This window comes from Dictyoglomus sp. GBS (assembly GCF_055179815.1).
Genome location: NZ_CM143687.1, coordinates 1,038,452 through 1,063,177, shown reverse-complemented (window position 1 = coordinate 1,063,177; position 24,726 = coordinate 1,038,452). Strand labels below are relative to the sequence as shown.

Genomic DNA, 24,726 nt, shown 5'->3' with positions numbered 1-24,726 from the left:
TCCAGCTTTTCCTCACACCCCTTTTATTGAAGTCTAAAGATTTTTATATATTTTATAAATATTAAAATACCTGAAATAAAAGCCAAAAGCGACAATATAAAAACAGCTGATGCTGACAAGTCCTTAACTATTTTTATCTGAGGAGAATAACTATTATTTATAAAGTCCATAGCCTTTTCTATAGCTGTATTCATATACTCAGCACTTATAACAACTCCAATCCATAATAACACAACAAGTATATCATTTAAGCTAAAATGAAAACAAAGCATAAAGAGAATTAATATACCTGTAATTAATATCTGAATTTTAATGTTTCTTTCGTATTTAATACCAAATACAAGACCATCTATTGCTTTAGTGAAACTTTCCCTAAGACTTCTATTTTTCATTTTTTCCATAGACTTATTAATTTTAAGGTTTCTCTTTCCATTTCTTCAAAATCTTTTTCTTCTTCATGATCATAACCAAGAATATGTAAAGTGCCATGAAGACTTAAAAAAGCTATTTCATCTAATAAATCTTTATTATTTTCTATTGCCTGTTTTGTAGCAGTATCATAAGAGATATATATTTCACCAATAAGTCTACCCTTGGGATCTTTTCCTAAGGAAAATGACAAAACATCTGTGGGTATGTCTTTCCCTCTATATTTACTATTTAGCTCTTTAATCTTATCATCATCAACTATAACAATAGATAAATCATATTTATTAGGTAAAAATCCCTTTTTCTTAAAAACCTCTTTAATAAAGTCTTTTACTTTATCAAGTTCCTTCTTATTAATTTTATTCTTCAAATCAAATACATTTACACTCATTTAATTTTTTTCTCCCATTTTTCATAAGCTTTAATTATCTCTTTCACGATATCATGTCTAACCACATCTTCTTCCGTGAGTTCCACAAAAGCAATACCTTTTATTCCTTGCAAAATATTCCAAGCATGTATAAGACCAGACATTTTATTAGTATCAAGATCTGTTTGAGTAACATCACCTGCAACAACCATTTTACTCCCAAAACCAAATCTTGTTAAAAACATTTTCATCTGCATTGGAGTTGTATTTTGTGCCTCATCTAGAAGAACAAAAGAATCTTTGAAGGTCCGCCCTCTCATATATGCTAATGGAACTATCTCTATCATATTTCTCTCTATATATTTTAAAAGCCTTTCTAGTCCTAAAAGTTCTTCTAAAAAATCATATAACGGCCTAACATATGGATCTACTTTTTGTTGTATATCCCCAGGGAGAAAACCAAGCTTCTCACCTGCTTCAACTACTGGTCTTGTCAATACTATCTTCTTTACTATATTATTCCTCAAAAAAGAAATACCCATAGCTATAGCCAAAAAGCTCTTACCTGTTCCTGCGGGCCCTTTTGCAATAACAATTTCATTTTTTTCTATAGCTTCCACATATTTTTTCTGCCCCGGGGTTAATACTTTTACTATTTTTTTGTCAAAAATTAGAAGTTTACTTCCATCAGTAGGCCCTTTCATAGAAAAACTATTTATCTGGTCCAATAAATACTGCTCAACCCTTTTTATAACTTCAGGAGATCCATTCATTGTAATCCTATCCTCTAATATTTTTATTTCTATGTTTTCTTCTATAACCTCTATTTCTTTTAACTTTTTAGCAATATTTTCCTTATATGCTTGTAATTCTTTTGGTATTATTATCTCTGTTTTAATTATAGTCCTTTCCATATATCACTTACTTTTTCTTCTTTGATTGAGCTTTTTTTCTATTCCTTTTTTCACTAGGTTTTTCATAATATTCATGTCTACGTATATCTGACAATACTCCATCTTCTTGTAACTTTTTCTTAAATCTTTTTAAAGCACTATCCAAGCTTTCATCTTTTCCTACTCTTACTTCTGTCACATTCTTCCCTCCTTTCTTATCTTATTTTTAACTCATCTTTCAATAATTTTGCATAAACTTTACTCTTTTCCTCATCTATATCTTCTAATATTACTTTTACATAATTACCTTCTTCCAAATAGTATGGACCTTCAAACTCCACCTTTATATAATTATCAGTAGTACCCCTGTATATATTACTCTCTTTCTCTTCTATCATAACCTCGATTTCTTTACCTATAAAAGATGATACATATTCTTCCCATAATAAATTACTCAGATCTAACAATTTCCTTTTTCTCTCTTCTATTATCTTAGGAGGAAGAGGGGTAAGCTTTCCAGCAAGAGTAAAAGGGCGAGGAGAAAAAGGAAAAACATGTATTTTCATAAACCTAATTTTTTTAGCAAATTCTAAGGTTTGTTTAAAATGTTCATCGGTTTCCTCAGGATATCCAACTATTATATCTGTAGTAATTGCAATATCAGGCACTTTTTCCCTTAACTTATTGACAAGATCAGAAAAATATTTGGTATCATATTTCCTATTCATCTTTCTAAGGATCTCATCAGATCCACTTTGAAGAGGTATATGCCAATGCCTACAAAGCTTAGGATGAGAAGCAATAGAAATCAATTTATCAGATATATCCATTGGTTCTAAAGAACTTAGTCTTACTTTGTAAAGTCCTTCTATTTCAAATATATCAGTAAGAAGCTTTACTAAAGCATTTTTATCTCCTAAATCATGCCCATATGCACCTAATCTTATTCCTGTTAATACTATCTCTTTATGGCCACGAGCTACCAATTCTTCAACTTCCCTGATTACATAATCCAAACTTTTACTTCTTTCTCTACCACGAAGATAAGGAACTATACAATAACTACAAAATTGATTGCAACCATCTTGTATTTTAAGAATAGCTCTTGCTCTATCCTCAGATACCAAGAATACAGAATCTTCATTACCCCCGAAAAATTCCCACTTTTTTTTATTATCCAACAAAAAATCTACCTTCAATTCTTCTGGTAAAAGTTTAATCCTTTCTGAGTAACAACCAGCAAGTACAATTCTAGTATTTTTATAATGGTTTCTTATGTAATTAATGAGTCTTCTTGCTTTTCTCTCTGCTACATGAGTTACAGCACAACTATTAATAAAGAAAAGATCAGGTTCGTCATTTAAAGATACTACATCCCATCCCTCTTTTATAGCTAAATATTTAAGCTTCTCTGTTTCATACTGATTTACTTTACATCCGAAAGTATAAAAAGCAACTTTTCTACTCAAGGTATTATAGTAAACCTAAGCCTCCTTTCTCATAGAGAAGGAGAGCAGAAGAAACAATAGCAGCAGTGTCCACTTTTAATATTCTTGGTCCCATATTAAAAAATTTTCCCCCAAAATTTCTCATCATCTCTATCTCTTCTTCACTAAAGCTTCCTTCTGGACCTATAAAAAGAAAAACTTTATCTTTAACTCCATTTTCAAACACTTTTTTTAAGTCCTCTTTAGCCCCTTCCCATGCTACCAATATATCTGCCTTTTCTTCTTTAGCCAACCTAAGACATTCTTCCAAATTCAATACGTTAAAAAGATTTGGTACAAAATTCCTTCCACACTGTTTAACTGTTTCTCTTATTATTTTATTCCACCTAACATACTTTTTCTCAAATTCCTCTTTTGTTAAGTTTACAATACTTCTTTGGGTTTGTAAAGGAATAAAAGCAAAAACTCCTAACTCGGTACATTTTTCCAAAATTAGCTCCCACTTATCTTTCTTTGGTAAACTTTGACAAAGATAAATATTTACCTTGCTTTCTTTGTCTCCAATCTCAGAAACAATTTTGCAAGTTATTTCTTTGTCATTTACTTTTTCAACTAATGTTAGATACAATTTAGAATCATAATTTACCTGTAGTTGATCTCCCTTTTCTATTCTCAACACCTTAGAAATATGGTAAACATCATTTTTATCATCAATTATCAAATAGTCTGGAGGTTTCAGTTTTGAGGCAAAGAAAGTTGGAGACATAAATAATATTAATCTCCTAAAAGTTGGGTTAACCTTTCTGATAAAGTTTTACCTATAAGTTCTACAAAGGCTAAAGATCTTTCATATTTCATTCTCTTTGGACCTATCATACCAATAGACCCTATAGTATTTTCTCCTAAAGAATATACAGTTGTAATAATACTACAATCGATTAGTTCAGGAATACTAATCTCTCCTCCAATAAGTATTGTTAAACCCTTTCTAAGATAGGAAGTAAAAAGCAAAGAGGAGATAGTTTTTTCCTCCTCTAAGACATCTAATAAGGTTTTTACTTTATTTATATTCTGAAACTCTAAATACTGTAATATCTTTGAAACACCAGCTACAATTACGCCCTCTTCCCTTTCTGTATATAATAAGTCTTGTAAAATATCTAAAACTCCAGTTTTTATTTCTATCGGCATTTTAAAATCTAGTTTTTCCTTAGATAATGTCCAATAAATCTCCTGAAGCTCCTTATTTTCAAACCTTGTATTAAGTTTCACCCTCAAATCATTAAATTCCTCTTCAGACATAGAGTTAGACAATCTTACTATCTTTTCCTTAACAACACCTGTAGAAGTAGTAACAATTATAACAACAGCATCTTCTTTCAAGTCTATAAACTCAATCTTTTTCAAGGTAGTTTTATCAAGTTGGGGGAATAGAACCACACCAATAAATGCAGTTCTCTCAGAAATTAACTCAGCAACTCTTCTAAGAAGCCCTTCCCAATTAATTGAAGAAAAAATTATACTATTAGCTACCTCTATGTCCTCATTATATAATTCGTAATTATCTAAAAGAAAATCCACATAGAAACGATAACCTCTATCAGATGGAATCCTACCAGCCGAAGTATGAGGTTGTATTAGATAACCTTCTTCCTCTAAATCTGCCATCTCATTTCTAATAGTAGCAGGACTCCATCCCAGTAAATATTTTTTAGCTAATATTCTTGAACTTACCGGCTGAGCAGACTCTATATAATCCTTTACTGTAATTTTTAGTATGATCTTTTTTCTATCGTCTAACAACCTTAGCACTCTCCCTTTAAGACTGCTAATTTTTCCTTTAACATAATAGCACTAATTTTAATTTTATGTCAAGTTTTAAAAAAAGATTAAAAGGTTTAATTTGTTATTATTTTTCATTACCTTTATGCACTCCTTTATATGGTTGATAGGGAACTGGTATATACTGAACAGAAGGTCTTGTTCCTGGATTTTGAGGATAAAGGTTCATAAGGGCATATATCTCTTTCGGTAATCCTACCTTAACAGGTAAACCTAATTTTATGGCCTCCTCAACAGTTATAGGATAATCATGAGTCCATGTACCTGTAGCAAGGATCTCTGCAAGTTCTTTAGCTTTTTCTTCTGACATTTTGTCTTTTAACAGTTCATAAACCGATTCTTTTACTTGTTTAATAGCCTTTTCTGCCACATCTCCTAATATAAGAGTTTTATCCTCAACCTTATCTGCACCTTTTCTATTTATTGCATTTAATATGGAAGCTGCAGGATATTCACCAAGTTGTGGATCTACTGGACCAAGAACCGCATTTTCATCCATAATGATCTCGTCTGCTGACAAAGCTATAAATGTACCACCAGACATAGCATAATGGGGAACAAAAACTGTTACTTTCCCCTTATGATTTTTCAAAGCATGAGCTATTTGTTCTGCTGCAAGTACAAGTCCACCAGGAGTATGTAAAATAAGATCAATAGGCATATCTTCCGGTGTCAATCTTATTGCTCTTAAAACTTCTTCTGAATCCTCAATATTTATATACCTTGCTATGGGAATACCAAAAAGATTCATTGTTTCTTGTCTGTGAATCAGGGTTATAACTCTTGATCCTCTTTTTCTCTCTATAAGCTGTATTAACCTAAATCTTTCAGCCTCAATAACCCTTTGTCTTACTATGGGAGACAAACTACTTAATATAAAGACTATCCAAAATATATCCCAAAAACCCATAAAATCACCTCCTATTTAAAAATAATAGTAATACCAATATCTTTTTCTAAAATATTTAGAAATCATAAACCCAAAAACAAAGCCACCTATATGAGCCCACCATGCTATTCCACCGCTTAAGTCTAAAAATATCAATGAGAAAAAACCAGAAAATAATTGCAAAATAAACCATAAACCCAAATAAATAAAGGCAGGAACATAAATAAAATCAATAAAAAAACCCCAAAAAGCTATAGTTAAAATTCTTGCCCCTGGATAGAATCTGATATAAGCTCCTAAAACTCCCGCTATAGCACCACTTGCTCCAATAGCAGGTATATATGGATTTACACTAAATAGGACTTGGACTAAACCAGCAACAATTCCAGAAAAAAGATAAAAAAGTAAATATCTAAAATGTCCCATAGCATCTTCCACATTATCCCCAAATATATAAAGATATATCATGTTACCAATAATATGAGACCATCCCCCATGAAGAAACATGGATGTAAAAAGAGATAAAATCGCAGAGGATAACAAATTTGGATTATAGAAACGATAAGGCAAAATACCAAACTTAAAGAAGATATTTTCCCTAATATATGATGGTAATGTAATTTCCCATAAAAAAACGGCTATATTAATAAATATAAGTAAGGTATTAACAAAAGGATATTTTTTTGAAGGAATATCATCTCTTAGAGGGATCATTCTATTAACCTTCTTAATAATATATTTTATAGTATAGCTATTGCTTCTATCTCAATTTTTGCACCACGAGGTAATGCTGATACTTGTATAGTGGATCTTGCTGGAGGTTTTTCTGGAAAATAGTCTTTATAAACTTCATTCATTAGAGAAAACTCAGATAAGTCTATCATGAATACTGTAGTTTTCACCACATTTGCTAAACTTGCTCCTACAGCCTCTAAAATACCTTTTATATTCTCTAATACCCTTTTAGTTTGCTCCTTTATATCTCCATCCACCATATTTCCAGAAGAAGGATCAATAGGAATTTGTCCTGATATAAAGATTAAGTTTCCTACCTTTACAGCTTGAGAGTAGGGACCAATAGCAGAAGGAGCTTTTGAAGTTGATATAATCTCCTTCATAAATTAACCTCCTTTAATTAAAATTGGAAAAAACTCTTTTAATTTTTTAAATGCTATAGTTCTATGACTTATCTCATTCTTTTCCTGTTCTTTCAATTCTCCAAAAGTTTTCCCGAGGGGAGGATAATAAAAAATTGGATCATAACCAAATCCAGAATCTCCCCTTATTTCAAAAGCTATATAACCTTCCACAACTCCTCCTGTCACTATTTTTATATCATTTTTATGATCATAGTATACTACTTTACAAATAAACCTTGCTGTCCTTTTTTCCCAAGGCACATCTCTTAATTTTTCAAGTATAATATTCATTCTTTCCTTATAACTTAAATCCTCTTCAAACCTTGAGGAGTAAACTCCCAATATACCCTTTAACATATTTATCTCTAATCCAGAATCTTCACCTATAGCTGGTAGATTTAATTTTTCAGAAATAAATTTTGCTTTTAGAAAAGCATTTTCTTCGTAAGTTTTTCCTATTTCTTCCGGTAAAGATATCTCTATAAATTCATCCAAGGTTTTTAAATAATCTTTATATTCTTTTAAAATCTCATAAATTTCTTTTATTTTTCCTTTATTTTTGGTAGCTAATACTATATACCTCATAATAAACCTAATGTCTTTTTTTGGATTTCTATTAGTTTTAGAATACCCTGTTTAGCCAAACTTAACATCTGTTCTAATTGTTCATGAGTAAAAGGTACCTTTTCAGCAGTCCCCTGGATCTCAACAAATCTTCCACTCTCTGTCATTACAACGTTGAGATCAACCTCTGCCCTCATATCCTCGTTTGATGAAAGATCCAACAAAATCTCACCATCTACAATTCCAACACTTATAGCAGCAACAAACTCCTTTATAGGTATCTCCTTTATAAGTCCTTCCCTTCTTAATTTTTCTAATGCATCGTATAAAGCAACAAAAGCTCCAGTAATTGCAGCTGTCCTTGTTCCCCCATCAGCCTGAATAACATCAGCATCAATCCAGAGAGTTCTTTCACCTAACTTAGAAAAATCTATAACAGCTCTCAAAGAACGTCCTATCAGTCTTTGTATCTCTTGAGATCTTCCGTTTATTGCCCCTTTTACTATATCTCTTACTTTTCTTTCTGGTGTAGATCCAGGAAGCATTCCGTATTCTGCAGTAAGCCATCCTTGGTTAGTTCCTTTCAAAAATGGTGGTACTTTATCCTCCATGGATACAGTACATATTACTCTAGTTTCGCCCATCTCAATAAGAACTGAACCAAGAGGATATTTTAAATATCTCCTTGTAATTTTAACTGGCCTAAGATCTGTGTTTGATCTTTTATCAATCCTGATCATTGTCACCTTCCTCTTTCTTTAAGTTTATTAACCATTTTATCATACTCCTCTTTATTCACAAAACCTACAAGCAAGTATTCTTGTCCTTCTGAAAAAATAAGTTCTGGATATAAATAAAATTCCTTTATCTCTTTAGTATTCTTAACATGAAGTCTTGGCCCTGTACAATGTATTACTTTGTCTCCTATTTTAATATGTTGTTTATCCCAATAAGAAACTTCTAAACTCATATCAATATATTCTTTAACTTTTTCTTCTATTCCTTTGATATCTATATTAGGTTTTTCTTTTAACTTAATAACAAATCCATGTTTGATATCACTATGCCCTTCAATATATCGATATAAGCCATATTCTTCTAACACCATACCTGTTAAGTCCTCAGCAGTATGAGCTTGTAATCTATATGTCAAAGAAGGAAATACTATATTTACTATTTCCTGAGGTAAAGGACCAAATACATTAGGTCTCGTTACTATAACTTCCTCTCCAATCCCTATCAAAAGATCTGCGTTTCTTTTTAAATAAGGATAAATAAGTTCAAAATGCTCACAAACAACTTTTTTTTCATTTTCCAAGGCTTTTAGAATAGATTCTGCCAATATATATATGGGATAGAAAGCTAATTCAAACCTAACATCCACATGATAAATAAAATCATAAAACATACTTCTTTGAAAATCTTCTATTATAGGCGCTGGACGTCTATATATACCTTCATCATCATTAGTTAAACTTAACCCTGGAAACAATCCTCTTATAAGTAAGGATTTTCCTGAACCAGAATCTCCAATTACTCCAATAAGTTTATCATCAGAAAGTAAAAAATTCTGAGAAATTACAGATCCAAGAAGCATAAGTCTTGCTTCTCCACGAGGGGCATAATAAATAGCTTCCTTTAGAAGCACTTTTGTATGAATCATTTTTTATTATTTCCAAAAAGAATTACCCTCAGAATCTATGGCAACCATAGCAGGAAAATCTTCTACCTCAAGATAATAGATAGCTTCTGGTCCTAATTCATGAAAAGCAAAAACTTCCATTTTCTTTATCTTATCTCCCAAATAGGCTCCTGCACCCCCTACTGTTACAAGATAAACTCCCTTATACTTTTTAAAATACATTTCTGTTTCTTTATCTCTTTTCCCTTTTCCTATAAAACCGACTATTCCTTGAGAAAGTAGCCATGGCACAAAAGGATCCATTCTTTTACTTGTTGTAGGGCCAGCTGATCCTGAAGCTTTTCCAGGAGGTGCGGGTGATGGCCCCATATGATAAATAAGACTATTTTTTAGTTCTAAAGGTATATCTTTCCTTTCTTTTATTAGATCAACAAGAAGTTTACATGCTTGGTCTCGAGCAGAATATATAGGACCATCTAATAATAACCATTCACCTACTTTTAAAGATTTAAGTTCATTTATCTCATTTGGAAGATTAATCTTTTTAAATTTCATATTTCAAACCACCCATGTCTTATAGCAGAACATTGCATATTTATGGCCAAAGTAAAACCAGCAATGTGAACAGGAAATACCTCAATATGTACTCCTAATGCAGTAGTCTTACCCCCTAAACCTCCTGGACCTATATTTAACTCATTAATCTCCTTTAACAATTTTTCCTCCATTTTGGCCCAATACGGATCATTATTCTTTTCTTTCAGAGGTCTTAAAGTAGCTTTTTTGGACAATAAAGCAGCCTTTTCTAAAGTTCCTCCTATACCTATTCCAACAAGTAATGGAGGACATGCATTTGGACCATGGTTTTTTACATGATTGACTATCTCACTAATAAGCTCATCCTCAGTTATTGTTGGTATAAGGCTTTTAACAATGCTGGCATTTTCACTCCCAAAACCTTTTATCAATATATAAAACCTTAATTTATCCCCAGTTTTTATTTCGTAATGCACTATTGCAGGTGTATTATCTTGTGTATTTATCCTTTTAAGAGGGTCTTTAACTACAGAAGGCCTAAGATAATTTTTTTTATAAACCTCTGATACAGCCCTATTTATGAGATCGTTAAGATTTCCTTTTATACATACCTTATCTCCTATTTCTACAAAGGCAATCACCATCCCACAATCCTGACATATAGGAATTCTTTTTTCTTTTGCTATCTTTGCATTCTTAATAAGTATATCAAGAACAATTCTTGCATTCTCATTATTTTCAATATTATATGCCTCTAAAAGTGCATCTTCCACATCCTTAGGTAATTCAAAGTTAGCTTTTGTTATGACATGGACTAATTTATTATAAATTATGTCTCCCTCTATAACTCTAAACATCTATTTTCACCTCAAGTAAAGGAGCATGTTGCTGAGCCCCATAAACATCTGAATCTCCGGGACTTCCTGATGGAACTTTTCTTTTAATATTTGCTTTAACTGCACATACAGGATCAAAGTAAATAACCGAAATTACATCTGATCCTTTGAGCCCATACAAGTTTGCCCAAAAATTTTTTGAAAAATAGTCCATATTTTTAAGTTTTTCATATACTTCCTTTTCCTTAAAGATTATATCGATAGTTAAAATAAAAGGACCACTATTTTTTGTTCTTATAACTTTTGCTAATTCCACCATACTCCTCATAATAACTATACCTCTACCACTTTAATAGGAAATTCATATTCGTCAAGTTTTATAAGATGATATAATTTAAACTCAAAAACTTCCCCCCATATAACCTCAGAAGGAGAGAAAGGAAAGGCAAGATTACCTGCTGTTGCTATTCTTCCTTTATAACCATAATGAAGCAACGTAGATCTTATATATCCTAATATCATCTTTGTTATATTAATATCCTTACTTATGACCTCTATAACAAGACCTAATTCATGAGATACACCATTAAATCTTTCCCATTCACCCATTACTCCATTCTTTCCATATACATGAAAATAAATTTGGTAATCATCCGTCATATCTCTAAAGTTTTCTCTTACTAATTCTCTCTGAATCTCCAATATTTCATCTATTTGTGAAATCATGATAGGATCCCTAATACCTGCTATACATACACCTCTTATTCCAACAAACTTTGTCCCTTCTACTTTTAACCACTTTTCTTTTCCTTCTATAAATCTTGAACCCTTTACAATAACTGTTTTCTCATCCTTTTGAGTAAAAGTGGTAGTTGTCAAATCAATAATTCCATCTGGTCCATGTAAGAAATAAGGATCACTTTTTTCATATAATGTATGAGCAGCAACAGATGTAACTGTACACTTTCTATTCTCATTTATGGGAAATACTTCAAAATGATCATCAAAGAGAACACCTATAAGTCCATCTCTTCCACTTCCTGGTTCTGCTGCAATAGCCCCACATTCTAATATTTTACCTAAATGAAGAGATAATCCCTTAGAATAACCATAATGTATAGGTAAAGCAGAAAAAGGTGCAGGGTCATAACTTCGTCCACAAATTATTATATTCACACTTTTTTTATAACCTTCTATAAAAGGATCAATACCAACTTGTGCTACAATATTCGTAATACTTTCCAAATCCTCTACCCCAACTTCTGAGGAACCATCCAAGGTTTTAATATTTCCGTTAGTTATGGATTCCTTTATTTTATCCTTAGGAATATCCGTATATATTATAGCTATTTTCATGTGCCAATTATTTTCTTCCAGTATCTCCTTTACTATTTCAAAGGTCCAATCTACAGATGATTTACTGCCACATCCCCCAGCACTTCCTATAAATAATGGAATATCCAATTTATGAACCATATTAATTAGGTATTTTAAATCTCTTTTTGTAGCACCACGATCTACAAATGAGATACCCCTTCCAAGATAATATGGGCCAGGATCAGTAGACCCAGCATCAACAGCAACTAAATCTGGCTTTATTTCTAAAGCATTATAATAACTTTGTTCTGGAAAACCATATCCAAGAATTGCTGTGGGTGAATAGATTTTAAACACTTTTTACTAAGCCCTTCCTTCTTAGAATTTGAAGTGTTCTATTCATTTCATTATTTACTATCATTAAACCCTCATCTACTCCCATGCCAGGTTTTGCTAATATCTGATCTGCTTGAACTGCAAGACCTATATGCACAGAAACTTGAGCAGACCTATCTGTCTCATTACAACTTCCTCCTATATAAGTACCAATGTTATGTCCTTTACAATATAAAGCTGCCTCAATAGAATTATGAATACTACCTAAAACAGGAGTTTTTATTTGTATCATATCAACCGCCTCTGCTTTTATGAAATCTCTAATATCTTCAAGACTATTACACCATTCATCAGCAACTATTTCTACTCCCAAACCTCTTCCTTTTAGCTCTTTTCTCAATTTGCTTAAAAACTCAATTTGTTTCTCCCTATTTTCTAAATCAACAGGACCTTCTATTCTGAGTTTATGTGGAAATGAAATTTTTTCAAGCCTCGCTAAATATTCTACTATTTCATCAATATTATAATTAAATGCTATACCTATAGTTCCATATACATCTATGTGAAAAATTGGTAAATATCCTTCCTCTCCTAATATTCTTACCCTTTCTTTGAGCCAGCCTAAATATTCTATTAGTTTTTCTCCTCTCCACCCTAATTTTGTCTCTACATTATTTATTAAACCATGTGGAAGAACATCTACTCTCTTCAGTATCATTTTGTCCACACTAATATAACGATCGTCTCCTGATTGAGCAAAAATTGGAATTCTCTTTATATCAAAATTTAAATTATACTCCTCTCTTATTATCTCAGTCATAGTCTTCCTATAATGTTTTGAAAACACATCAAGAATTGCTTGAGAAATTCCGTACCTTACTGCGGTATGTAACTTATGATCATTTATTTTGAAATTGTCAATCTTAACACATAAATCCTTAAAACTTTTCCATTCATCCTTTAACAGAAAAAGAAAAACATGTTGTTCCAAAATTTGTAACCATTCACTAGTTTTAAAGAGAGGATCTCTTCCTCCTGCACCAGAATATTGAATAGCAGTACAATCCCCATAAGCTATCTGATCATCCTCCAAAATGAAGATAATAGATATACTTTCTCCTTTCTGCCTTATAGCCTCATAACCTTCAGTTAATGGTACTCCTCTATAGGCGAAACCATCTTCACGAGCCCCTGCCTTAATAGCTCTTTGGTCATCAAAATAGAAACCAGAAAGTCCTATCGAATATAGTACATCTTTAATCATTTATTTACCTCGGTCTTCCTATTAATCTTCCCTTACTGATTGCATAGATATCATCAAGTACCATTTGAAAACTTACATCTCTTTTCTCAAAACGAGCTCTCTCTTCCAATCTTTCCTTATGAAAAGTTTTTACCTCTTCGTCAAAAGGTAGATTTCCAAAATCAAAAAATCTAACAGCACCTTCATTATCCCGTACTGGCATTACTCTTCCATAAGTATATTTACTTGGTGCAAAAGGTACATCCAAAATTCCTGAAGAGAAAGCCTTAACAGCTCCCACAGCTATATCCCCTTTCCCTATTTCATAAACCCTATTGAGGATAGATCTTACTTCTCTTTCAATAATATATTCCTCTTGGCTTAACTTCTCTTCATCTATAAAATTTTGGTTTTCTAACATATTTAAAACCTGACGAGTATTCTTAAGGGCTGAAGCATTTGCTTCTTTTGTGGGAATACCAATAGCTTCCTGGGGTGTTTTTACAATTATCTTTGTTACCTTCGATATAGCCCCAGCTATAGTCCCGAAACTTATAACTGCGTAAGCTTTAGCTTCATCTTCTGGAAAACCTCCCATCCAGTGATGTAGAACAGTAGTTATATGAACATCATAATAACCAAAACTCGCAAGATATTCCCTTGTTAGTTTCTCTAAAATTTTTATTGAAGCTACATCTTGAATAATATTACCACATTGTCCATATCCTACACTAAAACTTTTCACTCCTTGTTCTGCTGCAAGAATGGCTTCTATTATTCCAATACTTATTGAGATAGACGGTGGAACTAAAGTACCAGTGAGAGGGCCAAAAGATTCTCTATTTATTAATATTCCTTCTTGTGCATATATTCCTACTAGATAATCTATATATTGCCAATATAAAATTGAATTTTCCAATGGAACATCCTTAGCATAAGGAATATTGTAAGTAATTCCTCCCCCTTCAAAAGATGTAAAACCTGCAGCCAAAGTAATCTCAGCAAGAAGTCTTGCATCTGGAGTACCATGTCTTACTTCAACAGGCACTTTTACACTTTCTATGATTTCTCTACAAGCTTTTACTCCATAATTAACAGCTGGAAAACCATTAAGAAGATATCTTCCTTCTTTTAAACTTTCTTCTATTCCCAATTGTGCTTCTTTATATCTATTCTGTCGAGTATAACTATCAATAGTTGTAGGTAAGATATCTGCTCCTCCCTCATCTTGTAAATATTGAAGAAGAACAATATGATCTTTTAAAATTGGAATACCTGCTCTTGGTTGTAATAAGGTTTTATTATTCTGAGATGCTTCTCTCAATACATAATCGGTCTGCTTTTCTTTAGGTAAAGATGTTAAATATAAAAAGGCTTCTTTTAAATCAACTTCTCTACCTGTAGGCCATGAATTCAAGACATCTTCTCTCATATTAAGAAAATATTTATGATCCCATTTCTTATTTTTTATAAACATAATCTCATCCCTCTATACTTTGTTTATATATTTTTCTACAAGACTCATAGATTTATCCTTATAGATCTCCGAGATTACTCCTATAGCAAACATTATATATTCCTTATCTACATAAAAGGTAGGATTTTTAGGCTTCAATATAAAAGGTTCATCATTAGAATATATTACACCCTTTAAACTTTCCACTCTATAAGGATTATATATTAAAGGCCCACCTGTACATACCACTTTATCCAATTCCCTTAAATCTTTCCCATATTGGAAAAGCAATGTTCCCATAGGGGTATACACCATTTCTATATGCCCTACATGTCTCTCTGTAGCAATCTTTACAGCAAAATAAGCAAGAATAGCGTCTAAATGTAAATCTTCATCATTTTTTGGAATATAACTCGTATTTATGTTTAAAAATTTTACTTTTTCCTCTATAACTTTAACCTTATCATGTGAAAAACTTTTTATAATATCTTTTTTTGCAGACTCAAATAAAGATAGTGCAGATACTCTAACCCCCAAATCTCCTTCCACAGATCTTTTTACATATGGCTCTTTTAATCCCTTTAAGATTACATTATTCTGGGTAGGTTCTCCCTTTGCTACAGAACAAACATCGGTAGTTGCTCCTCCCACATCAATTAATAAACATTCACCATATATCTCTGAGAAACTTTCCAAACCCTTTAATACAGCAAGTGGTGTAGGCATTACTATACCGTCTATTATTTCTTGCACTTTATCTAATCCCTTTGCATGTATAATGTTTCTTAAAAAGACCTCTCTGATAATATTTTGGACCTTTTCTATATTTATAACTCCATATTCAGGCATTACATTCTCTGTTATGTATATTTCTTTACTATTAGATAAAAAAATATTTTTTATTTCATCTTGTAAATCTTTATTTCCAGCATAGATAAAAGGAATATTTAAGGGAAGCCTTGATAATTTTTTAGCATTTATTATTGGATAGTATCTATTTCCCCCATCTGTTCCCCCAGCCAAAATTATAATATCTGGCTTTAAATAAAGAATCTCGTCCAAATCCGAACTTGTAAGTTCATAGGAATAGATCTTAATTACCTTTCCCCCTGCTCCTAAACTTGCTTTCTTAGCTGCCTCAGTAGTTAAATCTGGAACTAAACCTATAGCAATTATTTTTAAACCTCCAGCAGCACTGCTTGTAGCTTTTTTAATATTAAAATCCCTTATATTTAGTCCAGTTTGTCTTTCTATTTCAGAAATTACATTTTGAAGACCTATCGTTACATCTTCATTTACAGTAGATGGATATTTTGCTCTCCCTATAATTTCACTTTTATCTAAATCAAAAGCTACACCTTTAGTAAATGTACTTCCTATATCAAATATGATTGCCTTCATAATTATTTATCTAATCCTAAATCTTTTTTTAAATCTCTAATAACTTCATCTGGCATTGTTTTTGGTGGATATACTCTATTAAATCCTAATTCTTTAAATTTCTTTTCCACTTCTTCCCAATTTTTTTGGCCTATTCCCAAATTTCCACCTATATACAACAATACATTATCAAGACCTGCCTCTTGTAGTTTTTCCCTGAATCCTCTACAATCAAGCTCAGCATGTCCATATAAAGATGAAACTAAAATAGCTCTTGCATCAGATTCAATCGCTGCTTTTATGAAATCTTCTTGAGAAGAAAGAACTCCAATATTAACCACATCAAAACCTGCAGATCTTAAAGCATAATCCAAAATTCTTAAACCAACCGCATGTACATCCGCCCCTATTACTCCGAGAACCACCGTCCTCTCACCCACTAAAATCACCCCTTAATAAGATTAAATATTAATAGAGATGTATTATAAAGATTATCTAATTTAATTTTCTCCTCCTTAGAATGAGCATTCTCCATACCTATCCCCACATTTATAGCCTTTATACCATAAGAATTTAGAATATTAGCATCACTTCCTCCCATAGTATAAGTAAATACTGGATTCTTTCCCATTTTATTTAATATGCTCTCTATATACTTTACTAATGTTTCATTAGGATCAATAGAAAAACCTTTGTAAAGACTTTCTTTCTTTAAATCAAAACTTCCCCCTCTATCCTTTAATGCCGAAAGTTCTTTTTCCATATTTTGCCATTGTGTACTAAGTTTACTCTTATCTATACTTCTAAACTCACCCTCCAGATAAACTTCCTCTGGAACTATATTTGTAGCTCTTCCACCTTTTATAATACCAACATTAGAGGTTACATCTTTTTCTATTCTTCCCCATTTAAGTTTCAATAAAAACTCAGAAGCAAGAAGAATAGCATTTATTCCTTTCTCAGGAGAGGTACCTGCATGGGAGGCTTTACCAAATATCTTTAAATAAAACCTATCATGATATGGGGCACTAAGTATTAACGTACCAACATCACCTTCTCCATCTAAGACATATCCCTCTTTTGCGTGTAAAAGTGAAAGATCCACGTTTTTAGCCCCTAAAAGTCCGATCTCTTCACTAACAGTAAAAAGAAATTCTACTTTTCTATTTTTAATATTATTTTCTTTTATTGCAGTTATAGCCTCTATTATAGCTGCTATTGCAGCTTTATCATCAGCCCCCAAAATAGTGTTTTTGTCACTAACTATGTAATCACCTTCAATCTTTGGATTTATATTTTCACCGGGATCTACTGTATCCATATGAGCGGATATTAAAAAAGGTTCTCCTTCACCATCCATAATTGCTATTAAATTCCCTGAACTCCCACCTATTTTTTCACCTGCAAAGTCCTCATAAACTTCCAAACCTAATGCTTTTAACCTACTCTTTAAAAATTGAGAAAACTCTTTTTCCTTAAGGGAAGGGGAAGGTATTTTGATTATTTGAAAAAAAGTATTAATGAGTCTTTCTTTACTTAGCAATCATTTCACTCCTTTCAATTTCAACCTGCTCTACTTTCCATCCTACGTTAAGCAATTTATTTAATATTCTTTCAAATCCCACAGAATCCCCTGTGGTATATACTTTTACAATAGGATTGGCCAAATCCTCTTTTGACAAAATTCTTAATATCTCTTGGGATGGATCTATAATTGGAATTTGGGGATATAGTCTTTCTATAACAGTTTTGATAAAAGGTAAATGAGTACATCCTAAAACTAATCCATCAATATCTTTATCAATTAAAGGATCTATACATTTTTTAAGCTCGTTTATTATTATTTCACCATCTATTATCCCATTTTCAATAGTTTCCAAAAGAGAGCCTTCACTACAAGATTTTACATATACTTCTATATCTTGGGATACAAATTTATTTATTAAAGTAGGATAAATTTTACTTTCTTTTGTTCTACGGGTTGCAAGAACGCCCATTTTTTTCCAATTTGTATTTTTTATTCCGTCAATAGCACTTAATATAATACTATATATCTTTATATCATAATCTTTAAACTTATCGAGTAAATAATCATAAGCAACAGCTGATGCAGTATTACATGCAATTATAATTTCTCCAATATCCAATCTTGTAAAAAACTCTACGATTTCTGATACTCTTTCCTGAATAAATTCTACCTTCTTAATACCATAGGGGAAATATTTTGTATCTCCTAAAAAATAAACTTCATCGTAAATTTTTCTTTCAACAACTTCTTTAAGAACAGAGAGACCACCGACACCAGAATCTAAGATACCAATCTTCTTACTCATTTTTTACTTCTCCCTTTCTATATAATTCTATAGCTTCAATAATCTTTTCTATAAGTTTATCCTGATATTCATCTCTTAACAATAATTTTCTATCCTCATCGTTGGTTAGAAAACCCATTTCTATAATTACAGATGGTATAGGAACTCTGGAAAGTACATAGAACCTTCCTTTTATACTTCTTCTAACAAGAAACCCACTACTGTTGAAAATATTGAAAAGCATATTAACTAATCTCTCTGATAAATCAGTAGCATAACAAATCTCAATACCTCTAACATCATTGGAAAAAGCTGCATTTGAATGAATACTAATAAACAAAGCAGATGTGATAAGATTATTATTCAAGTTTATAGAAGAATTAACAATTTTTACACGATCATCCAAGGAAATATTAGAATCATCACTACGTGTTAGAATAACATTGTAACCTTTCTGTCTGAGGGTTTCGGCAAGTTTAAGTGAGACTTTCAAATTAATATCTTTTTCTTTAATATCTCCATATATAGCACCAGGATCAGTACCTCCATGTCCTGGATCAATAAAAATAGTAAAATCATTATTTTCTAATTTATTTTCCTCTGAACTTAGCGCTTCCTTTCTAAAAGATATTTTTAGTGCATTTTCCCCTATTTCTTCCGCAGTTTGAATTGAATCTGTATATGTCTCAAAAACTAATCTCATAATCTTTTTACCTTCATCTCTTAAACCAAATCTTAAAATCTTAACAGGATATACATTTATGGTTAACTCTTGAGAAGTCAAAGAAAAAGTCGAACCTATGAAATCATAATAAATTCTTGGAGGATCATATAAAATCTTTTTTTCCTGAAAGGTATAAGTTCCAAGAAAAGTAAGAAAAAAATCTACACTATCCTTTTCCTCTTTCCATTTTAAATCTGTTAATACCGATTGAACATTAGTATTTTGTTTTTGGGTTTTCTCTTCTGTTATATCATTTCCCAAAAATCTGACATAAATATTACCATCATTTAGTTTAATATCATAATTAGGGATTTTATCTTTAAATTCTATTACAACTCTAACAATATAAGGAGCTACATTAAATTGGGAAAAACGAATATTTTTAATATTAGCATCTTTAGGTATAATTTCTCCTTTGTTGTTTATATAAACTGTATTTAAAAGGTCAATCACAAGGCGAGAAGGATTTTGCAATACTAAAGTTTTTACTTCAACAGGGGATTCTGCTTTAAAAGCTATAGATAGTAAATTTTTAGAATATTTTATTTCTAAAACTTCATGAACAATAAAAATAGTATTCTCTTTTAGATAGATTCTATACCCCAATAATCTAAAAAAAGATGACAAAGGAAAATATATAACATCTTCTCTTATAATAGGATATAAAAGGGTAGTTTCTTTCTTATTTATTATGCACTTTTTATCTCCAATGTTTGCGGAAAAAACCTCTTTTTTTTCTCGATAAAGAACTACCTTATTATTTTCTTGGGAAAAATCATATTTAAAGGTTGATGCAAACAAGGGTAAAGGCATATATATTTCTGAATCTTTTATTTTCAAAACAGTAAGAATTTTAGTTTTCTCGCCCAAAAAATTTATTTCAAGAGAAGAGGGTTCTTCTCCCAAAATTATTGCTGAAAGATGAATATTAAAAAACAAAAAAAATAAAATATATATGCTTACTTTCTTCAACTTTGTTAACTCCTCAATTCATTATGGTTACTTTAATAATTTTGGTGGAGGCGGCGGGAGTCGAACCCGCGTCCAGAGAGCAAGAACCAAAAGCCTCTACAAGCTTAGCGGGAGTTTTAAGATTTTCGGCCCTTACAGACTCCCTCCCGCAGGATTCTGTAAGCGCCTATCCCCTATTATCTTACCCTCCCTTACGGGAATCAGGAGGGGCAGCTGGCTAACTATGACACTCTTCTAACCCTGCCAGCCCGGGTTAGAAGAGCGTAGCTGCTAAATTAAGCAGCTAATGCTAAATTTGTGTTGGCACTTCTTTTTTGCCGTTGTTTTACGAGGCAACGGCACCTCGGCTTGCAGCTTTTGATCCTTGTACTCCCTGTCGAAACCAATCGCCCCCACTAATACTTCATCTTATATAATCTTTCTAGTTCTCTTCTTTCAGCTTTTTCTGCCAAATCTTTTCTTTTATCGTACAACTTTTTACCTTTTGCTAATCCTAACTCTACTTTTGCCCAACCACGTTCATTAAAGTATATAGATAAAGGAATTAATGTCAAGCCCTTTTCTTTAACTTTACCTACAAGATAAGCAATCTCATCCTTATTCAGCAATAACTTTCTTGGTCGCTTAGGATCATGGTTATATATATTACCATGCTCGTAAGGGCTTATGTGAAGATTATAAATCCAAACCTCACCGTTTTTAACATCAGCATAACTATCTTGCATACTTACTTTACCACTTCTTAGAGACTTTACTTCAGTACCTGTCAAGGAAATACCAGCCTCAAAAGTCTCTAAGATAAAGTAATCATGCTTCGCTTTTCTATTTACTGCTACAATCTTTTTTTCCTTTGCCATTTTCTATATAAATTATATCAAATTTTACTCCGAATATCCAAAGGGGTGATTTTTCATCCAATTCCATGCAGATAAAATCATGGTTTCTAAATCTGGAAAATCAGGTTGCCATTGTAATTCTTTTTTAATCTTATCAGAGCTTGCTATAAGCACTGCCGGATCCCCAGGTCTTCTTGGTGCCTCTTTTATTGGAATTTTTTCACCTACAACTTTTTCAGCAGTTTTTATAACTTCCCTGACAGAATATCCTTTTGAATTACCAAGATTAAAAACCTCAGAATTCCTTTCATTTAATAAAGCTTCTAAAGCCAAAATGTGTGCCTTCGAAAGATCGGATACATGTATATAATCCCTAATGCATGTACCATCAGGGGTCGGATAATCTGTACCATATATTTCTACATATTCTCTTTGCTTTAAGGCTGTTTTTAAGACTATAGGTATTAAATGTGTTTCAGGTCTATGATCCTCTCCTAATTCTCCCTCCATATCTGCACCAGCAGCATTAAAATATCGAAGAGAAATATACTTAATCCCAAAAAGCTTATCATACCAATTTAATATTTCTTCAAACATCAATTTCGAAGATCCATAAACATTAGTAGGATTTTTAGGGTGTTCTTCTGGAATTGGAATAATTTTAGGTTCGCCATATACAGCTGCAGTCGAAGAAAAAATAAAATATTTAACTCCAAAATCTTTCATCGATTCTAAAATGTTCAATCCACCTAATATATTATTTTCGTAATATTTAGCAGGATTTTGCATAGACTCTCCTACAGTACTCAAAGCTGCAAAATGCATAACTGCATCAATTTTATACTTATTAAAAACTTCTTTTACCTTTTCTTTATTTTTTAAATCTATATTCTCAAAATATTTAGACAATATGGCTTTTTTATGCCCTTTCTCTAAATTATCCAAAACCAAAACTTCATATCCCTTTTTAAGAAGATCTTTAACTACATGACTTCCTATATATCCTGCGCCACCAGTTACTAGTATATATCCCATTATGATAGTCCTCCTTCAATTTATGAAAAATTCTCTGATTGATTCAATAATATAATCTACTTCCTCATTGGTAAGCTCTGGCCACATCGGTAATGCAATAACTTCTTTACTTGCTTTTTCAGCCTCAGGAAAATCTCCCTCTCTATAACCTAAATCCTTATAACATTCTTGTAGATGAAGAGGTAAAGGATAATATATAGCAGTACCAATACCTTTATTAGCGAGATACTCCTGTAATTCATCTCTATTTTTAGTTCTTATCACGTATTGATGGAATACATGTTTCACATATGGCTTTACTTCAGGTACTTTAATATCTAAATCTTTTAGACCCTCCGAATAGATCTTCGCAATTTCTATTCTTCTCTCAATCCAATGATCTAAATACTTCAATTTTATCCTAAGAATAGCAGCCTGTATTTCATCTAATCTACTATTATGACCTATTAATTCATGATAATATTTTTTCCTACTTCCATGTACTCTAAGTAGCTTTATCTTTTCATACAATTTTTCATCATTAGTTGTAATTAAACCACCATCACCATAAGCACCTAAATTTTTCGTAGGGAAAAAACTAAAACATCCAGTATTCCCAATACTTCCAGCTCGCTTACCTTTATACTCCGCTCCTATAGCTTGACAAGCATCCTCTATAACATAAAGATTATATTTCTCAGCAAGATATTCAATATCATCCATCTCTGCCATCTGTCCAAAAAGATGTACAGGAATAATAGCTTTTGTCTTTGGGGTTATTGCATCTTCTATCTTATTAGGATCTATATTAAAAGTTTTAGAATCTATATCTACAAAAACTGGTTTTGCTTTTAATAGAGAAATTATCTCTGAAGTAGCAAAAAAAGTAAAAGGAGTTGTTATAACTTCATCTCCTTCTCCAATACCCAAGGCTTCTAAAGACAATAAAAGGGCATCAGTACCTGAAGCAACTCCTACTGCGTATTTTGTACCACAATAATCTGCAAGTCCTTTCTCAAGAAGTTCCACATTCTCACCTAATATAAATTGCCCCTTTGCCATTACTTCTTCTAAAACAGGCAATAACTCAGAAGATAGTTTTTTATATTGTCTCTTCAAATCAAAAGCTGGAATATTCATTATTTACCTCCCAATTTACTCCATTCTCTTTTAAATCCTTCCCAAAAATTGAGGAAAAAAGCAAGAAAGATACCTAAAAATACGCTACTTATTCCTGCTATAAGCACATTAAGAACGGTAGAAGGTTTTGATTTTTTTATGGGTGGCTTTGCAGGATCAAGAACTGATATGTTAACCATCTCCTTAGTCTCGTCTATTTTTGCTTGTTCATATTGGGACAAAAGCATGGTATAAATGGTTTCTTGTACCTTTACATCCCTTAATAATTTTGTTAATCGCAAACCTAATTCTGGTAGATTAGAAAGTTTTCTTTGATATTCTTCTAAAATTCTACTCAGCGCTTTTTCTTTTGCTTCATTACTTAAAATATTAATCTGAAGGCTAAACAGATCATAAAGGGAAGTATCATTTATGGCTTTATATATTCTCTCTAATTCATCTCTCAAAAGTTTCTTTGTTTGCTCTATTGCATATTTCATTGAAACTACCTTGGGGTGATTTTCCCCATAATCAATAGTAAGCATAGCTAATTCTGATTCTTGAGAAATAAGTTTATTTCTTAGATCAGAAAGAATAGTTGATGTGGCTGTAAGAGAAGTAATAGCAAGTAAATCTTTTTTTTGTAATTTTTGCTGTTTTATAAGCTCATTTTTAAGATTTTCAAGACTTTCCTTTGCTACATTTAAAGATACCAAAGTTATCTGTCTTTCACCTTCCAGCTTTGCCAAATTATCAATAACAGTCTTTGCCTCCTCATTCACATCAAAAATAAGATTTTTTTCTTGAAATTCTCTTAAGCGATTTTCAGCCATCTCAAGCTCTTTCTTAACCCTCTCTATTTGCTTCTCTAAAAATTCTCTTGTTCTCTTCGCTGAATATATATTAAGAGATGCATTTATCTTCTCTAAGGCTTCTATATAAGTATTTGCTATGTCCGATGCGAGTTTTGGATCCTTGGCTTCTGCAGTTATGGTTATAGTATTTTCTTTATCATTAGTTGTGATTTTAACGCTTTTCATCAATTTTTCTAAAGCATCTTCTTTAGTTTTCTCTTTAAAATAATTTTCTAAATTTAATTTATCAAAAACATATTCTGCGGCTGTTCTACTTTTTAAAATGGCCACCAAATTAGCTGAAGGTGTTGTAGGAAAACCAATACCAAGAGAAAATGGAAGACTTTGAGCCAAAGCTGCTAAGGAAGAACTACTAGTATTTTGAGTAGGAAGGAGTATAACAGCTTTAGATTCATAAATTTTAGGAGAAAGTAAACTATAAAGAAGAGCTATAATAGTTGATATTAAAAATAAAGATATTACGAGCTTTTTTCTTTGCCAAACAACAAAAAAAAGCTCTACTAAGCTTATTTCGTCATCATATCTTGTTTCATTCATTACCCTTCCCCCTTAT

Annotated in this window: 28 protein-coding genes and 1 other RNA gene; all 29 read right to left on the bottom strand. The window is 31.8% G+C overall.

Going from position 1 to position 24,726, the window contains the following annotated elements; all coding sequences use genetic code 11:
- Window positions 1-23: 23 nt before the first annotated feature.
- The 29 genes from ACY3IT_RS05120 to ACY3IT_RS04980 all read right to left on the bottom strand — a co-directional run bounded on the left by ACY3IT_RS05120 (window position 24) and on the right by ACY3IT_RS04980 (window position 24,710).
- Window positions 24-401, bottom strand: a complete 378-nt coding sequence (locus ACY3IT_RS05120; RefSeq protein ID WP_463081907.1) for a diacylglycerol kinase — start codon at window positions 399-401, stop codon at window positions 24-26.
- Window positions 389-820, bottom strand: coding sequence for an rRNA maturation RNase YbeY (gene ybeY, locus ACY3IT_RS05115; protein ID WP_463081906.1), 432 nt, complete (start codon window positions 818-820; stop codon window positions 389-391). Before ybeY ends, ACY3IT_RS05120 begins: the two co-directional genes overlap by 13 nt.
- Complete coding sequence (locus tag ACY3IT_RS05110) at window positions 817-1,713, bottom strand: PhoH family protein (protein WP_463081905.1); 897 nt, start codon at window positions 1,711-1,713, stop codon at window positions 817-819. Before ACY3IT_RS05110 ends, ybeY begins: the two co-directional genes overlap by 4 nt.
- A 7-nt stretch (window positions 1,714-1,720) precedes the next feature.
- Window positions 1,721-1,891: a 30S ribosomal protein S21 gene (rpsU, locus tag ACY3IT_RS05105; protein ID WP_148807442.1), complete on the bottom strand. Its 171-nt coding sequence runs from the start codon at window positions 1,889-1,891 to the stop codon at window positions 1,721-1,723.
- A gap of 16 nt (window positions 1,892-1,907) precedes the next feature.
- The gene (locus ACY3IT_RS05100; protein ID WP_463081904.1) at window positions 1,908-3,161 is read right to left on the bottom strand and encodes a MiaB/RimO family radical SAM methylthiotransferase; all 1,254 of its coding nucleotides are present in this window, start codon (window positions 3,159-3,161) and stop codon (window positions 1,908-1,910) included.
- 4 nt (window positions 3,162-3,165) lie between these two features.
- On the bottom strand, window positions 3,166-3,906 hold the full coding sequence (locus ACY3IT_RS05095; RefSeq protein WP_463081903.1) for an RsmE family RNA methyltransferase: 741 nt from the start codon (window positions 3,904-3,906) through the stop codon (window positions 3,166-3,168).
- Window positions 3,907-3,914: 8 nt separating this feature from the next.
- Window positions 3,915-4,952 (bottom strand): heat-inducible transcriptional repressor HrcA, encoded by a 1,038-nt coding sequence (gene hrcA, locus ACY3IT_RS05090; RefSeq protein ID WP_463081902.1) that lies wholly within the window; start codon window positions 4,950-4,952, stop codon window positions 3,915-3,917.
- 97 nt (window positions 4,953-5,049) lie between these two features.
- Window positions 5,050-5,892: an SDH family Clp fold serine proteinase gene (locus tag ACY3IT_RS05085; protein ID WP_463081901.1), complete on the bottom strand. Its 843-nt coding sequence runs from the start codon at window positions 5,890-5,892 to the stop codon at window positions 5,050-5,052.
- A 15-nt stretch (window positions 5,893-5,907) separates the two neighbouring features.
- Window positions 5,908-6,585 carry a rhomboid family intramembrane serine protease gene (locus ACY3IT_RS05080; protein WP_463081900.1) on the bottom strand — a complete coding sequence of 226 codons (678 nt, stop codon included), beginning with the start codon at window positions 6,583-6,585 and terminating at the stop codon, window positions 5,908-5,910.
- A 26-nt stretch (window positions 6,586-6,611) separates the two neighbouring features.
- Window positions 6,612-6,989, bottom strand: a complete 378-nt coding sequence (locus ACY3IT_RS05075) for a RidA family protein (RefSeq protein ID WP_463081899.1) — start codon at window positions 6,987-6,989, stop codon at window positions 6,612-6,614.
- A 3-nt stretch (window positions 6,990-6,992) separates the two neighbouring features.
- Window positions 6,993-7,595: an RdgB/HAM1 family non-canonical purine NTP pyrophosphatase gene (rdgB, locus tag ACY3IT_RS05070; RefSeq protein ID WP_463081898.1), complete on the bottom strand. Its 603-nt coding sequence runs from the start codon at window positions 7,593-7,595 to the stop codon at window positions 6,993-6,995.
- The gene (rph, locus tag ACY3IT_RS05065) at window positions 7,592-8,314 is read right to left on the bottom strand and encodes a ribonuclease PH (RefSeq protein ID WP_463081897.1); all 723 of its coding nucleotides are present in this window, start codon (window positions 8,312-8,314) and stop codon (window positions 7,592-7,594) included. Before rph ends, rdgB begins: the two co-directional genes overlap by 4 nt.
- 2 nt (window positions 8,315-8,316) lie before the next feature.
- The gene (locus ACY3IT_RS05060) at window positions 8,317-9,237 is read right to left on the bottom strand and encodes an alanine-tRNA synthetase second additional domain-containing protein (RefSeq protein WP_463081896.1); all 921 of its coding nucleotides are present in this window, start codon (window positions 9,235-9,237) and stop codon (window positions 8,317-8,319) included.
- A gap of 6 nt (window positions 9,238-9,243) precedes the next feature.
- Window positions 9,244-9,771, bottom strand: a complete 528-nt coding sequence (locus ACY3IT_RS05055) for a FumA C-terminus/TtdB family hydratase beta subunit (protein WP_463081895.1) — start codon at window positions 9,769-9,771, stop codon at window positions 9,244-9,246.
- A complete protein-coding gene (locus ACY3IT_RS05050; protein ID WP_463081894.1) occupies window positions 9,768-10,610 on the bottom strand; it encodes a fumarate hydratase in 843 nt (280 codons plus the stop codon). The genes ACY3IT_RS05055 and ACY3IT_RS05050 overlap by 4 nt, the downstream gene beginning before the upstream one ends.
- On the bottom strand, window positions 10,603-10,917 hold the full coding sequence (locus tag ACY3IT_RS05045; RefSeq protein WP_463081893.1) for a DUF4387 domain-containing protein: 315 nt from the start codon (window positions 10,915-10,917) through the stop codon (window positions 10,603-10,605). The genes ACY3IT_RS05050 and ACY3IT_RS05045 overlap by 8 nt, the downstream gene beginning before the upstream one ends.
- Before the next feature lie 5 nt (window positions 10,918-10,922).
- Window positions 10,923-12,263: an acyclic terpene utilization AtuA family protein gene (locus tag ACY3IT_RS05040; protein ID WP_463081892.1), complete on the bottom strand. Its 1,341-nt coding sequence runs from the start codon at window positions 12,261-12,263 to the stop codon at window positions 10,923-10,925.
- Entirely contained in the window at window positions 12,256-13,506 is a 1,251-nt protein-coding gene (locus tag ACY3IT_RS05035; protein ID WP_463081891.1) for a methylaspartate ammonia-lyase, read from the bottom strand. Before ACY3IT_RS05035 ends, ACY3IT_RS05040 begins: the two co-directional genes overlap by 8 nt.
- A 4-nt stretch (window positions 13,507-13,510) precedes the next feature.
- Window positions 13,511-14,962: a methylaspartate mutase subunit E gene (locus ACY3IT_RS05030; protein WP_463081890.1), complete on the bottom strand. Its 1,452-nt coding sequence runs from the start codon at window positions 14,960-14,962 to the stop codon at window positions 13,511-13,513.
- Between the two features lie 12 nt (window positions 14,963-14,974).
- Window positions 14,975-16,342, bottom strand: a complete 1,368-nt coding sequence (gene glmL / locus ACY3IT_RS05025) for a methylaspartate mutase accessory protein GlmL (RefSeq protein ID WP_463081889.1) — start codon at window positions 16,340-16,342, stop codon at window positions 14,975-14,977.
- 2 nt (window positions 16,343-16,344) lie between these two features.
- Window positions 16,345-16,761, bottom strand: a complete 417-nt coding sequence (gene glmS / locus ACY3IT_RS05020; RefSeq protein WP_463081888.1) for a methylaspartate mutase subunit S — start codon at window positions 16,759-16,761, stop codon at window positions 16,345-16,347.
- 5 nt (window positions 16,762-16,766) lie between these two features.
- The gene (locus tag ACY3IT_RS05015; protein ID WP_463081887.1) at window positions 16,767-17,864 is read right to left on the bottom strand and encodes a M20/M25/M40 family metallo-hydrolase; all 1,098 of its coding nucleotides are present in this window, start codon (window positions 17,862-17,864) and stop codon (window positions 16,767-16,769) included.
- A complete protein-coding gene (murI, locus tag ACY3IT_RS05010; RefSeq protein ID WP_463081886.1) occupies window positions 17,854-18,654 on the bottom strand; it encodes a glutamate racemase in 801 nt (266 codons plus the stop codon). Before murI ends, ACY3IT_RS05015 begins: the two co-directional genes overlap by 11 nt.
- Window positions 18,647-20,329: an N-acetylmuramoyl-L-alanine amidase gene (locus tag ACY3IT_RS05005; protein WP_463081885.1), complete on the bottom strand. Its 1,683-nt coding sequence runs from the start codon at window positions 20,327-20,329 to the stop codon at window positions 18,647-18,649. Before ACY3IT_RS05005 ends, murI begins: the two co-directional genes overlap by 8 nt.
- A 42-nt stretch (window positions 20,330-20,371) precedes the next feature.
- Window positions 20,372-20,723, bottom strand: a transfer-messenger RNA (tmRNA) gene (ssrA, locus tag ACY3IT_RS05000).
- A 1-nt stretch (window position 20,724) separates the two neighbouring features.
- Window positions 20,725-21,186, bottom strand: coding sequence for an SsrA-binding protein SmpB (smpB, locus tag ACY3IT_RS04995; protein ID WP_463081884.1), 462 nt, complete (start codon window positions 21,184-21,186; stop codon window positions 20,725-20,727).
- A 24-nt stretch (window positions 21,187-21,210) separates the two neighbouring features.
- The gene (galE, locus tag ACY3IT_RS04990; protein ID WP_463081883.1) at window positions 21,211-22,200 is read right to left on the bottom strand and encodes a UDP-glucose 4-epimerase GalE; all 990 of its coding nucleotides are present in this window, start codon (window positions 22,198-22,200) and stop codon (window positions 21,211-21,213) included.
- Window positions 22,201-22,215: 15 nt separating this feature from the next.
- Window positions 22,216-23,319, bottom strand: a complete 1,104-nt coding sequence (locus tag ACY3IT_RS04985) for a DegT/DnrJ/EryC1/StrS family aminotransferase (protein ID WP_463081882.1) — start codon at window positions 23,317-23,319, stop codon at window positions 22,216-22,218.
- A complete protein-coding gene (locus ACY3IT_RS04980; protein ID WP_463081881.1) occupies window positions 23,319-24,710 on the bottom strand; it encodes a GumC family protein in 1,392 nt (463 codons plus the stop codon). The genes ACY3IT_RS04985 and ACY3IT_RS04980 overlap by 1 nt, the downstream gene beginning before the upstream one ends.
- Between the last annotated feature and the right edge of the window lie 16 nt (window positions 24,711-24,726).

Excerpts from the sequence above, each read along its gene's own strand:
- ybeY (WP_463081906.1), bottom strand. The coding sequence starts at position 820 with ATGAGTGTAAATGTATTTGATTTGAAGAATAAAATTAATAAGAAGGAA.
- ACY3IT_RS05030 (WP_463081890.1), bottom strand. The coding sequence starts at position 14,962 with ATGTTTATAAAAAATAAGAAATGGGATCATAAATATTTTCTTAATATG.
- ACY3IT_RS04980 (WP_463081881.1), bottom strand. The coding sequence starts at position 24,710 with ATGAATGAAACAAGATATGATGACGAAATAAGCTTAGTAGAGCTTTTT.
- ACY3IT_RS05120 (WP_463081907.1), bottom strand. The coding sequence starts at position 401 with ATGGAAAAAATGAAAAATAGAAGTCTTAGGGAAAGTTTCACTAAAGCA.
- ACY3IT_RS05095 (WP_463081903.1), bottom strand. The coding sequence starts at position 3,906 with ATGTCTCCAACTTTCTTTGCCTCAAAACTGAAACCTCCAGACTATTTG.
- smpB (WP_463081884.1), bottom strand. The coding sequence starts at position 21,186 with ATGGCAAAGGAAAAAAAGATTGTAGCAGTAAATAGAAAAGCGAAGCAT.
- ACY3IT_RS05045 (WP_463081893.1), bottom strand. The coding sequence starts at position 10,917 with ATGAGGAGTATGGTGGAATTAGCAAAAGTTATAAGAACAAAAAATAGT.
- galE (WP_463081883.1), bottom strand. The coding sequence starts at position 22,200 with ATGGGATATATACTAGTAACTGGTGGCGCAGGATATATAGGAAGTCAT.
- rdgB (WP_463081898.1), bottom strand. The coding sequence starts at position 7,595 with ATGAGGTATATAGTATTAGCTACCAAAAATAAAGGAAAAATAAAAGAA.
- ACY3IT_RS05050 (WP_463081894.1), bottom strand. The coding sequence starts at position 10,610 with ATGTTTAGAGTTATAGAGGGAGACATAATTTATAATAAATTAGTCCAT.
- glmL (WP_463081889.1), bottom strand. The coding sequence starts at position 16,342 with ATGAAGGCAATCATATTTGATATAGGAAGTACATTTACTAAAGGTGTA.
- ACY3IT_RS05080 (WP_463081900.1), bottom strand. The coding sequence starts at position 6,585 with ATGATCCCTCTAAGAGATGATATTCCTTCAAAAAAATATCCTTTTGTT.
- murI (WP_463081886.1), bottom strand. The coding sequence starts at position 18,654 with ATGAGTAAGAAGATTGGTATCTTAGATTCTGGTGTCGGTGGTCTCTCT.
- rph (WP_463081897.1), bottom strand. The coding sequence starts at position 8,314 with ATGATCAGGATTGATAAAAGATCAAACACAGATCTTAGGCCAGTTAAA.
- ACY3IT_RS05085 (WP_463081901.1), bottom strand. The coding sequence starts at position 5,892 with ATGGGTTTTTGGGATATATTTTGGATAGTCTTTATATTAAGTAGTTTG.
- ACY3IT_RS05075 (WP_463081899.1), bottom strand. The coding sequence starts at position 6,989 with ATGAAGGAGATTATATCAACTTCAAAAGCTCCTTCTGCTATTGGTCCC.
- ACY3IT_RS05110 (WP_463081905.1), bottom strand. The coding sequence starts at position 1,713 with ATGGAAAGGACTATAATTAAAACAGAGATAATAATACCAAAAGAATTA.
- ACY3IT_RS04985 (WP_463081882.1), bottom strand. The coding sequence starts at position 23,319 with ATGAATATTCCAGCTTTTGATTTGAAGAGACAATATAAAAAACTATCT.
- ACY3IT_RS05055 (WP_463081895.1), bottom strand. The coding sequence starts at position 9,771 with ATGAAATTTAAAAAGATTAATCTTCCAAATGAGATAAATGAACTTAAA.
- ACY3IT_RS05060 (WP_463081896.1), bottom strand. The coding sequence starts at position 9,237 with ATGATTCATACAAAAGTGCTTCTAAAGGAAGCTATTTATTATGCCCCT.
- ACY3IT_RS05035 (WP_463081891.1), bottom strand. The coding sequence starts at position 13,506 with ATGATTAAAGATGTACTATATTCGATAGGACTTTCTGGTTTCTATTTT.